Genomic DNA, 14,357 nt, shown 5'->3' with positions numbered 1-14,357 from the left:
GTTAAAGGTGAAAGCTGTCATTCAACGGGCAAAACATGCCAAGGTTGAGGTGGAGGATAAAACGGTAGGGGAAATAGAATCCGGGCTGGTTGTATTACTCGGAATAGGCCAAGAGGATACAACAGAAGATGCCAAATATTTGGCGGATAAGATAGTATCTCTCCGCATCTTTGAAGATGATCAGGAAAAGATGAATTTGTCCTTGAAAGACGTTGGAGGCAGTGTGCTTTCTATTTCTCAGTTTACTTTGTACGCGGATACGAGGAAGGGACGGCGTCCAAACTTCATGGCCGCGGCGAAGCCCGGTCCTGCTGAACAACTGTATGAAAAATTCAATCAGTATGTAGCAGATTCCGGAACCAAAGTAGAAACAGGCACCTTCGGGGCAGATATGCAGGTCCATCTTACAAACGATGGCCCTGTAACCTTGCTTTTGGACAGTTCGGACCGCAGATGAATGTAATCGGTCTGTCGTAAAGCAATCCAGTTTGTTTTTAGCACATCCCGATTGTCGGGTGTCGGCATAGTCGCCAATTGACTTGGGCATACTTAGGGTAGAGAACGAAACAGCGTTATTTTCTTCAGCGTTTCGCTTGGCTAGTCGTTAGGGGAAATCCAAATCGATAAGGAGGCCTACAGCCGATGCGGTACAACCAAAAGCAATCGGACATGCAGTCAGCAGCACCGAGCATTTTTGGAGCGGATTTTCACCGTTTTATGGAAATTGAAGGGCAGTTGAACAGACTGGAAATTGCCGAAGACCTCGGTATCTCGCTAGGTGATGTAAAAAAACTGAAAGAAAAATTGAACCGCGCTTGACAACAGAAGCGGCAAACATTATGATTATAAACAATTCTTAATATGAATCGAACAACCATGGAAGGGAAAAGTAGACAGAATCACACGTGTACAGAGAAGGAGTGCCACAGGTTGAGAGCACTTCTACATGATGCTCTGTCGAAAGACGTCCCGGAGGTTTTGTATTGAATTTAGTAAATACAAACGTTTTGCAGGCGTTAACTGTGAAAGTGGAAGCTGTGCATACAGCTTCAACCAGGGTGGCAACGCGGGTGAACTCTCGTCCCTTTTTTTAAAGGGACGAGAGTTTATTTTTTATTTGCTGAAACATGTGTTGCGAGATGTCTCATGACATCGAACCATACTCAAGACTACATACATTACAGGGGGTTTGAAAATGAATATCAAGGCACCGAGGGGTACCCAAGACCTATTACCCGAAACTACTGGTGACTGGCAATATATCGAACAGAAATTGACCGACTTATGCAGAAGGTTCAACTATCAAGAAATACGCACTCCTGTATTCGAACACACCGAATTGTTCCAAAGGGGAGTAGGTGACAGTACAGACATTGTGCAAAAGGAGATGTACACCTTCGAAGACAGGGGCGGCAGAAGTCTTACCCTTCGCCCGGAAGGAACTGCTTCGGCAGTACGGGCGTTCGTCGAACATAAGCTTTACGGACTCGCCAATCAGCCGGTCAAACTTTTTTATTTCGGGCCGATGTTCCGTTATGAGAGGCCACAGCAAGGAAGAATGAGACAGTTTGTCCAATTCGGCATCGAGGCTTTGGGCAGTGCTGACCCTGCCGTGGATGCGGAAGTTCTTTCATTGGCTATGAGTGCTTATCAGCAATTAGGGCTTCGTTCTTTGAAGCTCGTAATCAACAGCCTGGGTGATGCGGAAAGCCGCAGCAATCATCGTAATGCTCTTGTAGAGCATTTTTCACCACATAAAGAGGAGCTTTGTGCAGATTGTCAGGTACGGCTTGAACAAAACCCACTGCGGATTTTGGACTGTAAAAAAGACCGCAACCATCCAGCAATGGCAACAGCCCCTTCTATCCTGACTTATTTGAACGAAGATTCCGAAAAATATTTCGCGGAAGTTAAGAACCATCTTGACAACATGGGTATCGATTATGTCGTTAATCCCAACTTAGTACGAGGTCTGGATTATTACAATCATACCGCTTTTGAAATCATGAGCAATGCCGAAGGGTTTGGCGCTATCACTACTTTATCTGGTGGAGGCCGCTACAATGGCCTTGTCGAAGAACTAGGCGGTCCTGAGACTCCAGGAATCGGATTTGCCATGAGCCTGGAACGACTTTTGATGGCTCTAGATGCTGAAGGCATTGAATTACCGGTGGATGATGGACTTGATTGTTTTATTGTCTCTCTTGGTGAAAAAGCTGAAAAGGCGGCAGTACGCTATACTTATGAATTAAGAAATGCGGGTGTCCAAGTTGACAAGGATTATCAGCAGCGAAAATTCAAAGCACAGTTCAAAGCCGCTGATCGTCTGAAAGCAAAGTATGTAGTGATACTAGGGGAAGAAGAATTGGAAAAAGATACAGCGACCGTGAGAAACATGAGTACCGGGGAGCAAGTAGATGTTTCGCTCCAGCAGTTGGTTGCTTATATGAAGGAAGAGTTGGAAGGAGGAAACTAATATGGCAGAATCAAGACAAATGGCAGGTAGGCTTTCGAGAGAGTCAGTCGGTGAACAAGTGAAGTTAAAAGGGTGGGTTCAGAAACGGCGAGACTTGGGCGGATTGATTTTTATCGATTTAAGAGACCGTTCCGGAATCGTCCAAGTGGTTTTCAATCCTGACATTTCTCATGAAGCACTTGCGATTGCCGAACGGGTTAGAAGTGAATATGTGGTAGAAATCGAAGGAACGGTGGTCGAAAGAGACAGTGCTACTGTCAACGAAAAAATGGCTACAGGTGAAATTGAAATTTCCGTATCAAATATCATCATATTGAACAAGTCGAAGACACCCCCTTTCCAAATAGAAGGGGATACAGAGGTATCTGAGGACTTGCGCTTGAAGTACCGTTATATCGACTTAAGAAGAGAGCCGATGCAAAAAACATTCAAGTTGCGCCATCAGACAACGCAAGCGATTCGAAGCTTTTTGAACGAAGAAGATTATTTAGAAATGGAAACCCCGATGCTGACAAAAAGCACGCCAGAGGGGGCGCGGGATTATTTGGTTCCGAGCAGGGTGCACCCAGGTCACTTTTATGCACTTCCACAGTCTCCGCAGTTGTTTAAACAACTGCTTATGGTTTCTGGATTTGAAAAATATTATCAATTCGCCCGTTGTTTCCGTGACGAGGACTTACGTGCAGACAGGCAGCCGGAATTCACTCAAATCGATATCGAGACTTCTTTCTTGTCGAGCGAAGAAATCATGGCGATGTCTGAGCGAATGATGAAAAAGGTAATGAAGCAAGTGAAGGATATGGACATTGAAACACCTTTTCCGCGAATCAGCTACGATGAAGCGATGGAAAGGTTCGGTTCCGACAAACCGGATACAAGGTTTTCGATGGAGTTAGTCAATGTTTCTGAAGTAGTAAAAAATGCTGGTTTTAAAGTTTTCAGCAGTGCAGTCGAGAATGGCGGGAAAGTCAGTGCACTCAATGTCAAAAGTGCCGGAGCGGATTATTCCAGGAAAGACATCGACCAGTTGACAGAGTTCGTCAAGATATACGGGGCTAAAGGTCTTGCCTGGTTGAAAACAGAAGGATCCGAATTAAAAGGCCCTATCGCTAAATTTTTGTCGGAGCAGGAAGCGGAAGATTTAAAGCAAGTACTTAAAGCTGAAGATGGAGATTTGTTGTTGTTTGTGGCAGATAAAGTGTCGGTAGTGCACGAAAGCCTGGGAGCACTTCGCTTGAAACTGGGGAAAGAACGGAAGTTGATTGATGAATCATCATTCCATTTCCTTTGGGTGACGGATTGGCCGTTGCTAGAATATGACGAAGAACAAGGCCGTTATTTTGCTGCTCATCATCCTTTCACCATGCCTGTTCAACAAGATCTCGACAAGTTGGATACCCACCCGGAGGAAGTGAAAGCGGAAGCCTATGACCTTGTTCTTAATGGCTATGAATTGGGTGGCGGATCATTGCGTATTTACCAACGGGAGATGCAAAACAGGATGTTCGAGGTTTTAGGGTTTTCCCAGGAAGAGGCAGAGGAGCAGTTCGGATTTCTGCTGGATGCATTGGAGCATGGAGCACCTCCACATGGAGGAATCGCCCTTGGCTTCGACCGTTTTATCATGTTGCTTGCCGGCAGAACGAATTTGCGGGATACAATCTTGTTTCCTAAAACGGCTTCGGCGTCTGACTTGCTTACTGAAGCGCCGGGAAGTGTAAGCCAAGCGCAGTTGGATGAATTGAATTTGAAATTGAAAGAATCAAGCCGGAAATCCTGACATTTCAAGCATGTAACAATTGTTATGGAAACGTCATGAGTAAGCTTCTTGAAAGCTGTATATTTCTGTGCTATCATTTGAATATAACTTAAGCGGCACTCCTTTAGGAGTCCAGCTATCAATCCTGATGTGTTCGTCTCATCCAATACGTTTTGACCGAACATTTAGTTGAACGGGAGCCTGTGGTTTCTGTGCAGCGTGCAAGCCTCATTGGAATAACTGATGAGAGGAAGCATAAAACATAGAACAGGGCACCCACCTGCCGAGAGCGGGTTCAAAACTATCCAGGGGACGGCACAATCGGGATTGATGCTACATAATGAAAAACCTTAAGGATATGTCCTTAAGGTTTTCTTTGTGTTTTGTAATTTCTTATTATCTTATTAACTGGTTATCTAGCCATATGTTCTAAATTTCCATTCTTGTCCATCTTGAAAGCAGATGCCGACAGGCTGTCCTGATCATCAAAGACGACCATTTTACGGGCACGGTCCATGATTTGAATCAACACTTGATAATCTTCCTGGATTGCTTGCAACTGTTCCTTCGTGGCCCCCAGTTGTTTCTCGAGCTGGTGGTTTTTTTCTTTGAGAGATTCATTTTCTTCTGTTAAGGTTTGAGCATCCAACTGCGACTGCCTGGAATCATGATAACCCTGTTTTAAGGAAGTTAAATAGTCAATAACCATGTCCAAATTGATAGAAGCCTCTTTTTCTTCTTCAGCAAGGTGAACAGGCAAATGAAATGACTCGTTTACCGTTTCCTCCGTTTCTTCCACCGGACCAGATAAAAAGGCCGTTGCCGGTCTTTGGGCGTTTTTTTGTTGTTTGGCAAGAGCGCGTTTCTTCTCTTTTCGTTGACGCTTGGCAATATCGACAGCTTGCTCGTATTTTTTTCTTACCTCTGCATTCCAACGGAAACCGCAAGCAGCCGAGGTTCTATTTAATTTATCACCGACTTCTTCAAAAGCATTCAATTGGGTGCTGCCTTCCCTGATATGTCTCAATACTGTTTCGGCCAATAGCAAGTCATCTTCATGTGACCAGGCATCTTGTCTAACTTTAACCAAAGTATTCACTCCTTCGCTATGTTCATAGAAATAGTTTGTAAATTTTATATCTATCTTTGCCTTTTCTATTGGATTTATACACAGGAATGCAATACTCTGATATTTTTATGCAAGAACGGACTTTCATGTAGATCTGCCGTTGCCAAAGCAGGTGATTGTTTGCCCACTTGTTGGAAGGAAGCTTACAACCGTCAGCACTAATTTCGATAAAGGGAAAATCAAATCGCTTTTCTTCCTGGCGCTTTCCCTCGGAAACCTTGAAAGAAGTCTATTTTTGTTTTTTGAAATCTTTCAATTTCCTGTAGATTTCAGCCATTCGTCGTTCCTCTCCAGCTTCGACGGGATGATAATACTGTCTGTCTCTCAATTTTTCGGGAAGGTAATCTTGATTGACCCAACCGCCAAATGAACCAACAGGATAATTGTGTGGGTATAAGTATCCTTCATGGCCCAAATCCTTTGCACCTTTATAATGGGTATCGCGCAAATGAAGAGGGATATCCCCCACTTTACCTTTCCGTATATCATTTATTGCCATATCAAGCGCTTTGTAGGCGGAATTGGATTTTGTAGATAAACACATGTCCACCACAGCGACCGATAAAGGAATCCGCGCTTCCGGCATGCCAAGACGTTCACTTGCCTCCACAGCTGCCAGTACACGACCGCCGACATCTTTGTTAGCAAGTCCAATGTCTTCATAAGCTATCACAAGCAGGCGGCGATTGACTGCAGTCAAATCTCCGCTTTCCAACAGGTGAGCCAAATAATACAAACCTGCATTTACATCACTGCCGCGGATACTTTTTTGCAGACTCGACAACAAATTATAAAAGTTGGACCCCTTTTTACCTCCGAACACACCCGCCTTGTCGATAAATTCCTCCACTGTTTGTTCTTCCAGGACGATTCCTTCTTCTTGATTACCGGATGCATAGACCACCGCTTCCAGTACATTCAATGCTTTCCTTGCATCCCCGTTGGTCCCTTCGGCAATGCGCTGAATCACTGTATCGTCAACAGTGATAGAGATTTTTCCGAAGCCTCTTTCTTCATCGGCCAAAGCGTTACGAAGCAGCTTTTCAATATCTTTGCTGTCCAGCCTTGTCAGCTGCTTGATCTGTCCACATCTGCTCCTGATAGCGGGATTAACATCGTGGTAAGGATTCTCTGTCGTGGCCCCGATCAAAACGATCAATCCTTTTTCCACATGCGGGAGCAAATAATCTTGCTGTGCTTTGTTAAAGCGATGAATCTCATCAAGAAAAAGGATGGTGCTTCCTTCCATCTTTGCTTTTTCGATGACGATTTCTACATCTTTTTTTCCGGCGGTAGTTGCATTCAAGGTAGTGAACGGCATGTTTACTGTACCTGCGATAGCATGGGCAATCGCCGTCTTGCCGATACCTGGATCTCCATATAGAAGCATGGATGGTACATACCCGTTCATCAGCATTTGATAAAGTTTTGTCTGTTTTCCAATCACATTTTCCTGACCGACGACTTCATCGATCGTTTTTGGACGCATCCGATAAGCCAATGGTTCTTTGCTTCTCATTATTATTCCCCCTGTTTGATGAAGTGTCCAATTGTCGCTCTGTGAGTATATAGCTTGACGTAACATGAGAATGTCTATAAAATAACTATTTTCAAGCGTAATGATAACCTTGATAAAATGCAAGAAACTTGCTATTCATGCTATAATAGCTTTTGGCTATAGATAAGATGATGCAACGTATAAAAGAGTGAGGTACAAAAGAATTTTCTATATAAATGGTTAAATATACTTCGAGACATTTTTGTCATGAAGGTGTTTCACAACAGAAAACAGACAAATCAGCGGTAACTAAGGCGAAGATATCACAAGCTTGATGTATCAAATAGCGGAGTCAAGCAAAACTAAAGCCTATAAAAGGGTTCTGCTGATAGAAAGATGCATGAAGAGGTGAGGGGAATGAAAATCTCGACCAAGGGCCGATATGGCTTGACTATCATGATAGAGTTAGCTAAAAATTACGGCAACGGTCCGGTATCATTGAAGACAATCGCCAAGGAAAACGAACTGTCTGAACATTACTTAGAACAATTGGCGGCCCCGTTGCGCAATGCCTGTTTGGTAAAGAGTGTACGGGGAGCCTATGGAGGATATATTTTGGCTAAACAGCCCAGCGAAATTACCGCAGGTGACATCATTCGTGTGTTAGAAGGACCCATCACTCCTGTAGAAGGAATTGAAGACGAAGAACCAGCTAAACAAGCCCTTTGGTTGCGGGTCAGGGATGCAGTGAAAAATGTTCTGGATACCACAACCCTTGACGATTTGCGAAAGCATGGTGATGATGACAGCCAGGAAGCCTATATGTTTTATATTTGATTCGAGGGAAGGGAGGATAAAAAATGGAACCAATTTATTTAGATCATGCAGCAACGACACCGGTACATCCAGAAGTGACGAAAGCCATGCTCCCGGTTTTGCAAGAAGTGTTCGGAAATCCTTCCAGCGTACATCATTTTGGTCGAAAGGCGAGACAGATAATCGATGAAGCTCGGCGGATTATAGCCGGAAGTATCCATGCGAATGAAAAAGAAATCGTGTTTACGAGCGGTGGGACAGAAGCAGATAATCTTGCTGTTGTCGGAACAGCCATGGCTAACCGGGATCGGGGCATGCATGTGATTACCACACAAATCGAACACCATGCCACACTGCATGCTGCCGAATACTTGGAAAAACAAGGTTTTGAAATCACTTATCTTCCTGTCGGTTCAGAAGGAAAGGTATCGGTGGAAGAACTGGAGTCCGCATTGAGAGATGATACGGTTTTAGTGTCGATCATGGCAGTAAATAATGAGACAGGGATGGTACAGCCAATTAAGGAAATGGGCAAGGTTTTGAAGGGACATCCTGCCTATTTTCATACAGACGCGGTTCAGGCATACGGACTGATGGATATAAATGTCGATGACTGGAACGTCGATTTGCTGACTGCTTCTTCCCACAAAATCAACGGACCCAAGGCTGGCGGATTTCTTTATATGCGGGAAGGTGTACAGGTTTCAGCCCTGCAATACGGTGGACAGCAGGAAAGGAAACGCAGACCGGGAACGGAAAATGTATCCGGCATAAAAGGGTTTCAGCGGGCGGTTGAGTTGGCTGTGGAGAACCGCTCTGAGCGACAACAAAAATACGCCGATTTCAAACAGACATTTCTTCAAAAATTAAGACAGGAAAATGTTCAGTTTGTTGTAAACGGGATAGAAACGGAAACAGTTCCCGCTATTGTCAACATCAGCTTTCCTGGGACGAACGTGGAGGCTCTCCTCACGAACTTCGACTTATCAGGTGTTGCGGCTTCCAGCGGGAGCGCCTGTACAGCTGGTTCTATCGAGCCTTCTCATGTATTGTCGGCAATGTTCGGCAAAGGAGATGACCGTACGATAAACTCGATACGATTCAGTTTCGGTCTTGCCAATACCAAAGATAATGTAGAAGAAGCAGCTGGACGGGTCGCTTCGATTGTCAATCGTCTGGCGGAATGATTTATTAATAAAGTAAAAGTAACTAATGAACAAGGCGGGTGAACAGCATGAAAGATAAGAAAGATACACGAGTGGTCGTCGGGATGAGCGGAGGTGTCGATTCTTCCGTGGCAGCTTTGCTTCTAAAAGAGCAAGGTTATGACGTTGTCGGCATTTTTATGAAGAATTGGGATGACACTGATGAAAACGGCGTATGCACGGCTACAGAAGATTTCGATGATGTCGTGAGAGTGTGCAACCAATTGGAAATACCCTACTATGCGGTGAATTTCGAAAAACAATATTGGGATAAAGTGTTTACCTATTTTTTGGATGAATACAAAGCTGGACGGACGCCGAATCCAGATGTTATGTGTAACAAAGAGATAAAATTCAAGGCGTTTCTTGATCATGCTTTGTCGTTAGGAGCAGATTATCTTGCGACGGGGCATTATGCCCAAGTCCGCGAAGTGGATGGAGAATACCAAATGCTCCGTGGTGTGGACGATAACAAAGATCAAACTTATTTCTTGAATCAGCTTTCTCAATCTGTCTTATCCAAAGTCATGTTCCCCTTGGGGCATTTACCGAAAAAGGAAGTGCGCAGAATTGCGGGCGAACATGATTTGGCCACTGCTAATAAAAAGGACAGCACTGGAATTTGTTTTATCGGCGAAAGAAATTTCAAGGAGTTTTTGAGTGAATACCTGCCTGCACAGCCGGGTAAAATGAAGACCTTGAACGGAGTGGAAAAAGGCAGACATGAAGGGCTTATGTATTACACAATCGGTCAAAGACAAGGTCTGGGCATAGGCGGTTCCGGCGATCCGTGGTTTGTCGTCGGGAAAAACCTTGAAGAAAATATTCTTTACGTGGAACAAGGATTTCATAATCACAGGTTGTACTCTGACGGTTTGATAGCTACAGACCTTAATTGGATAAACGAAGAAAAATTGATTGAACCGATGGAATGCACTGCGAAATTCCGTTATCGTCAACAGGATAGTAAAGTGACGGTAAGACCTCTCGGCGATGATAAGGTGCGTGTGGAATTTCATGATGCACAGCGTGCAATCACGCCGGGTCAGGCTGTCGTGTTTTATGACGGTGACGTTTGTTTAGGCGGAGGGACTATTGATGAAGTCCTTAAAGATGAGAAGTATCTCGACTATGTTGGCTGACCGTTTTACCACAACCCCTTGTCCAAAGAGACAAGGGGTTTTTCAAAGTTCGATCAAGGGGTTGGCGGGACAATCAATTTTCATTAGACTAGAGGTAAGAGATTAAGCTGTGCTTTTGCTGCTCGCCAAATGATTTGGTTTTAAAATATTTCTTATGATGAGACACAAAAATAATGAACTGCGCCGTAACTTTAATGGGAAGTGTCATTGCCTATTCAAAAAGGGTGTTACCCACCGCTTCGGTAGCATACTACGCTTTCCGCGGGCACGGCTTCAGCTAACTTGGTAAAGAAAACCGCTTTACCTAGTGGATCTTCAGCTCGCGCTGTTCCCGCTGGAGTCTACGCATGCTACCTACGCTAAGAAGCATGGTGTTATCGCAAACCTAGAGACTATTTCTTTGAGTCCCAACAAGCCGTCTTATTAATGTTTGTCAGGAAATAGGTGCTTCTTTTCATAAATAGAAAGTTGGAGTTCCATTTATTATCCTGTTCTTGGACTTTCTGCTTGTTATCCTAGCTCTGTCTTTTGATAATACGGTTCATAGAGGACCATGAATAAAAAATGTCTAGTACACGCATTTTTAAACAGAAAGCTGTTCCTAGCGAAGAAAATACCCGGAGACTCCCACGGGAGGAAAGGCCTCGGTGAGATCCCGCAGAGCGTCAGCTCGAGGAAGCTCACCAGCCGCCCGCGGAAAGCGCAGGGTATTTTCGCAGCGCAGCACTTCCTCTCATTGAATATAGGTAGGTTAGGAAGACGTACACAAACAATGTCACTGTTTCTATCAACTGGGACAAAAAATGGTGCAAAAAATGCTTTTCTTCGTCCTAAATCAAGAGCGCATGGGTCTTGTTTATATAGCTGCAGAAGAGCCGATAGTCAACTGTTTAGGAAAAACAATGAAAACTTGTAAGAATGTATAGTAACGGCAGGGTATAAGACGGGTGAAAATAAATTGAGGTGAAAAGATGGATAAAATCAGTAAAGGGATAGAAAAAATGCAAGAACAGGATCTACAGGAAGCAGCAAGATTGTTCAATGAAGCCATTGAGGAAAATCCGGAAGATCCCGTAGGATTCATCAATTTTGGCAACTTGCTGCTTCATATGAATGACTACCAGCGAGCTGAAAAATTTTATCATAAAGCGATCGAACTCGATCCGAATGCGGCTACAGCTTACTTTGGTTTGGGAAATGCCGCTTTTGAACAGGAAGACTATCCGGCTGCACAGCAATATTTTCAAAAGGCAGTCAATTCAGGGCTTGAAGAAGGAGATGTCTATATGATGCTGGCAATGTCCTTGCAGCATCAGGACCATCAAAAGCTTTCTCTTCCTTATTTTCAGCGTGCCATTGAATTGAACCCGAAAGATGAGTCAGCTTTATTCCAGTATGGACTGGCTTTAGCACAGACCAATCAAATTCAGCTGGCCCAAAAAACTTTTTTCAAAGTGCTTGAAATTAACGAGGAACACAGCGATGCACTCTATAATATCGGGGTAAGTTATTTATATGAAGAGGATGTTGATCGGGCTTACGAGTTTTTTGACAAAGCACTGCATTACCAGCCTGATCATTTGCTTGCTGCAAACGGAAAAAAAAGCATTGATGAAATGCTGAGCCAGGATAATCAGGAACAGTAAAAAGGAGCAATCAAGATGGCAATGGAAGATAATAGCGGACAGCTACAACAGAATAGCTATGTGAAAGGAGAGCTTATCCATCATATTTTTATCAATGAGGAGGAGCACTTTTCCATTGCCAGAATCAAGGTTCTAGATACCAATGAATCTTTCAAAGAAAAAGATTTGGTTGTGAAAGGATATTTCTCCCGTCTGAATGAAGGAGAAACTTATGTTTTCCAAGGCACTTTTGAACATCACAAAAAGTTCGGTCTGCAATATGAAGTGAATCAATTCAAACGATTTATCCCGGAAACGGAAGATGGATTGGTTGCTTACTTATCCAGTGATTTGTTTTATGGAATCGGTAAGAAAACAGCTCAGCGGATTGTCGAGGAATTGGGAGAAACTGCCGTCAGCAAGATACTGAAAGATCCAGGTGTCCTGGATTCGATACCAGGTCTTGCAAAGGAAAAAGCGGAACAGCTTTCAAAGGAATTGGCTGAACACCAGGGATTCGAACACATTGTCGTCCATTTATCCAACTATGGTTTCGGCCTGAAAATGGCACAAAAAATCTATCAAGCCTACAAAGATGAAGCGATTTCGATACTTGAGAGAGATCCGTACCAATATGTTTTTGACATAGAAGGATTCGGATTTCAGCGAGCTGACGAAGTGGCACATCAAAATCACATTCCGATGGACCATCCTAGTCGTATTCAAGCAGCCTGCATATATACGTTACAGCAAAGTATCCAGGAAGGACACGTATATCTGCCATTGGAAAAACATCTTGAAGTTGCCGATGAATTGTTGCAAGGAGAGCAATATCAGATTGAACCGGAAGCAATCACTTCTCAAATTGCAGACTTGAATAAGCAGAAAAAGATAATCGTGGTTGATTCCAGGGTTTACTTGCCATCATTGTATTATTCAGAAAGCGGTTTTTGTACCAACATCGACCGCATCATTGGTCAATCAATCACCGAACTGCCGGCAGATGCAGAGCTGCTAAAAATTGTCGGAAGCATCGAGGAAGAAGAGTCTCTCAGTTATGGAAAGGAACAATACCAGGCGATCGAAAAAGCAATCGGTTCGAAATTGATGGTGTTGACAGGTGGTCCGGGGACTGGAAAGACAACGGTTATTAAAGGAATAATCAACGCCTATGCAGAAATCCACGGCCTATCACTTGATCCGGATGATTATGACAATGATGCAGCCTATCCGTTTATATTGACGGCTCCAACCGGAAGGGCGGCAAAGCGGATGAAAGAATCTACAGGTCTTCCTGCAATGACGATTCATCGACTGCTAGGATGGAATGGTCACGAGACATTTGAAAGAAATGAAGACAATCGTTTGGAAGGAAAACTGCTGGTCATCGATGAGTTTTCCATGGTGGATATCTGGCTGGCACATCAATTGTTCAAAGCAATTCCAAATGATATGCAAGTGCTGATTGTGGGGGACGAAGACCAATTGCCATCGGTGGGGCCTGGACAGGTATTGGCCGATTTATTGAAAAGCGGTCTTGTCCCTTTCGTACAACTGAGTGAAGTATATCGGCAAAAAGAAGGTTCGAAGATCATCCAGCTTGCTCATGAAATAAAAAACAATCAATGCAGTGCAGACTCGCTCCGGCAAGATTCCGATTTTAACTTTATCGAATGTCCGGAATATCAAGTGGTGGATGTGATCATTCAGATTGTCAAAAGAGCTCATGACAAAGGGGTCGACTTGAGAGATTTGCAAGTGCTCGCACCCATGTATCGCTCCAAGGCGGGGATTCATCGCATTAATGAAGAGATACAGAAACTGATCAACCCAAAAACAAATCAACGTAGAGAAATCCGGACAAAAGATGTCACATTCCGGACCGGCGACAAAGTGATCCAACTGGTAAATCAGCCGGAAGATGGTGTCTTTAACGGGGATATCGGAGAAATATCGGCGATTTTCGAGGAAGACGAAGGAAGCGGTCAGGCTGAAGAAGTGGTCGTGGCCTTTGAAGAAAAAGAGGTAGTTTATGAACGAAAAGACCTGGCAAATATAATGCACGCTTACTGTACTTCCATACACAAATCCCAGGGAAGCGAATTTCCGATTGTCATCATTCCGGTCATACAAGGTTACCGAAGAATGTTACGCAAGAATTTGCTGTATACCGCTGTCACGAGATGCAAGAAATCGTTGATTTTGTGTGGCAATAAGCAGGCATTTATTCACGGAGTGAATGAACAGGACACGAATCGGCGGTTTACTTCATTGGAAGAACAGCTTCGTGAGCTAATAGAGAATGTACCCAAACCGGAAGAGGATGTGGAAGAAGTTTCGCCTTACGATTTTCTATAAATTTCATGTATAAAACAGCATAAACCGGGCATGCTTTAGGACAACTTATGATTGGCGAGGAGGGTCCTGGATGCATTGCCCTAACTGTAAAGGTAAAAACATTGGGAAAATAGGAAACCAGCAATTTTATTGCTGGGATTGTTTCATAGAGCTGTCTCTGTTAGGAGAAGTACTTGATCTTCATCAGGTGGAACAGGACGGTTCTTTGAGTTCGTTGAATGACCTTTTTAGCGAGGATGAAAGAAAAGCAAGTTGGTAGAATATCCAGGCAGCGACCAGTGATTGATAAAATCTTCTCTCCCGGGAAAAATAGACGTAGATCATTTTGATTAACCTTGATCGTTAGGTC

At 43.8% G+C, this 14,357-nt stretch carries 12 protein-coding genes, 1 other RNA gene and 1 other annotated feature; of the genes, 11 read left to right on the top strand and 2 right to left on the bottom strand.

The genetic code is table 11. The features are described from left to right. Positions 1 to 7: 7 nt before the first annotated feature. From dtd to ssrS, 5 genes are all read left to right on the top strand, one after another. Positions 8 to 457, top strand: coding sequence for a D-aminoacyl-tRNA deacylase (gene dtd, locus F6X55_RS15645; protein WP_153464645.1), 450 nt, complete (start codon positions 8 to 10; stop codon positions 455 to 457). Positions 458 to 642: 185 nt separating this feature from the next. Further along, entirely contained in the window at positions 643 to 819 is a 177-nt protein-coding gene (locus F6X55_RS19995) for a 4-alpha-glucanotransferase (RefSeq protein ID WP_161629531.1), read from the top strand. Positions 820 to 868: 49 nt separating this feature from the next. After that, positions 869 to 1,089 (top strand) — a binding site (T-box leader). A gap of 106 nt (positions 1,090 to 1,195) precedes the next feature. Beyond that, the gene (gene hisS / locus F6X55_RS15640; RefSeq protein WP_153464644.1) at positions 1,196 to 2,476 is read left to right on the top strand and encodes a histidine--tRNA ligase; all 1,281 of its coding nucleotides are present in this window, start codon (positions 1,196 to 1,198) and stop codon (positions 2,474 to 2,476) included. Between the two features lies 1 nt (position 2,477). Then, on the top strand, positions 2,478 to 4,256 hold the full coding sequence (gene aspS, locus F6X55_RS15635) for an aspartate--tRNA ligase (RefSeq protein ID WP_153464643.1): 1,779 nt from the start codon (positions 2,478 to 2,480) through the stop codon (positions 4,254 to 4,256). Positions 4,257 to 4,374: 118 nt separating this feature from the next. Then, a non-coding RNA gene (gene ssrS / locus F6X55_RS15630) (6S RNA) lies at positions 4,375 to 4,567 on the top strand. Positions 4,568 to 4,647: 80 nt separating this feature from the next. Here the strand turns inward: ssrS and F6X55_RS15625 are convergent. Both F6X55_RS15625 and F6X55_RS15620 read right to left on the bottom strand, forming a co-directional pair. After that, a complete protein-coding gene (locus F6X55_RS15625; RefSeq protein WP_026771134.1) occupies positions 4,648 to 5,325 on the bottom strand; it encodes an RsfA family transcriptional regulator in 678 nt (225 codons plus the stop codon). A 268-nt stretch (positions 5,326 to 5,593) separates the two neighbouring features. Beyond that, positions 5,594 to 6,883 carry a replication-associated recombination protein A gene (locus F6X55_RS15620; protein WP_153464642.1) on the bottom strand — a complete coding sequence of 430 codons (1,290 nt, stop codon included), beginning with the start codon at positions 6,881 to 6,883 and terminating at the stop codon, positions 5,594 to 5,596. Between the two features lie 396 nt (positions 6,884 to 7,279). Here F6X55_RS15620 and cymR point away from each other — a divergent pair, with 396 nt between their 5' ends. From cymR to F6X55_RS15590, 6 genes are all read left to right on the top strand, one after another. Then, positions 7,280 to 7,699 carry a cysteine metabolism transcriptional regulator CymR gene (gene cymR, locus F6X55_RS15615; protein WP_026569851.1) on the top strand — a complete coding sequence of 140 codons (420 nt, stop codon included), beginning with the start codon at positions 7,280 to 7,282 and terminating at the stop codon, positions 7,697 to 7,699. Between the two features lie 23 nt (positions 7,700 to 7,722). Next, positions 7,723 to 8,865 (top strand): cysteine desulfurase family protein, encoded by a 1,143-nt coding sequence (locus tag F6X55_RS15610; protein WP_026771136.1) that lies wholly within the window; start codon positions 7,723 to 7,725, stop codon positions 8,863 to 8,865. 47 nt (positions 8,866 to 8,912) lie between these two features. Then, complete coding sequence (mnmA, locus tag F6X55_RS15605; protein WP_026569853.1) at positions 8,913 to 10,025, top strand: tRNA 2-thiouridine(34) synthase MnmA; 1,113 nt, start codon at positions 8,913 to 8,915, stop codon at positions 10,023 to 10,025. Positions 10,026 to 10,996: 971 nt separating this feature from the next. Then, positions 10,997 to 11,671 (top strand): tetratricopeptide repeat protein, encoded by a 675-nt coding sequence (locus tag F6X55_RS15600; protein WP_153464641.1) that lies wholly within the window; start codon positions 10,997 to 10,999, stop codon positions 11,669 to 11,671. Positions 11,672 to 11,692: 21 nt separating this feature from the next. Continuing rightward, positions 11,693 to 14,008, top strand: coding sequence for an SF1B family DNA helicase RecD2 (gene recD2, locus F6X55_RS15595; RefSeq protein WP_026569855.1), 2,316 nt, complete (start codon positions 11,693 to 11,695; stop codon positions 14,006 to 14,008). Between the two features lie 70 nt (positions 14,009 to 14,078). Continuing rightward, positions 14,079 to 14,267: a hypothetical protein gene (locus F6X55_RS15590; protein WP_026569856.1), complete on the top strand. Its 189-nt coding sequence runs from the start codon at positions 14,079 to 14,081 to the stop codon at positions 14,265 to 14,267. Positions 14,268 to 14,357: the final 90 nt, after the last annotated feature.

The sequence above is a fragment of the Sediminibacillus terrae genome (genome assembly GCF_009602435.1).
GTDB classification, from domain to species: Bacteria; Bacillota; Bacilli; order Bacillales; family Amphibacillaceae; genus Sediminibacillus; species Sediminibacillus terrae.
Note: the sequence above shows the minus strand (reverse complement) of the source record. Positions and strands in the feature narration are given on the sequence as shown.

Bases quoted from the DNA above. Each gene is read 5' to 3' on its own strand.
- recD2 (WP_026569855.1), top strand. From the start codon at position 11,693: ATGGAAGATAATAGCGGACAGCTACAACAGAATAGCTATGTGAAAGGA.
- hisS (WP_153464644.1), top strand. From the start codon at position 1,196: ATGAATATCAAGGCACCGAGGGGTACCCAAGACCTATTACCCGAAACT.
- cymR (WP_026569851.1), top strand. From the start codon at position 7,280: ATGAAAATCTCGACCAAGGGCCGATATGGCTTGACTATCATGATAGAG.
- F6X55_RS15620 (WP_153464642.1), bottom strand. From the start codon at position 6,883: ATGAGAAGCAAAGAACCATTGGCTTATCGGATGCGTCCAAAAACGATC.
- mnmA (WP_026569853.1), top strand. From the start codon at position 8,913: ATGAAAGATAAGAAAGATACACGAGTGGTCGTCGGGATGAGCGGAGGT.
- F6X55_RS15590 (WP_026569856.1), top strand. From the start codon at position 14,079: ATGCATTGCCCTAACTGTAAAGGTAAAAACATTGGGAAAATAGGAAAC.
- aspS (WP_153464643.1), top strand. From the start codon at position 2,478: ATGGCAGAATCAAGACAAATGGCAGGTAGGCTTTCGAGAGAGTCAGTC.
- F6X55_RS15600 (WP_153464641.1), top strand. From the start codon at position 10,997: ATGGATAAAATCAGTAAAGGGATAGAAAAAATGCAAGAACAGGATCTA.
- F6X55_RS15610 (WP_026771136.1), top strand. From the start codon at position 7,723: ATGGAACCAATTTATTTAGATCATGCAGCAACGACACCGGTACATCCA.
- F6X55_RS19995 (WP_161629531.1), top strand. From the start codon at position 643: ATGCGGTACAACCAAAAGCAATCGGACATGCAGTCAGCAGCACCGAGC.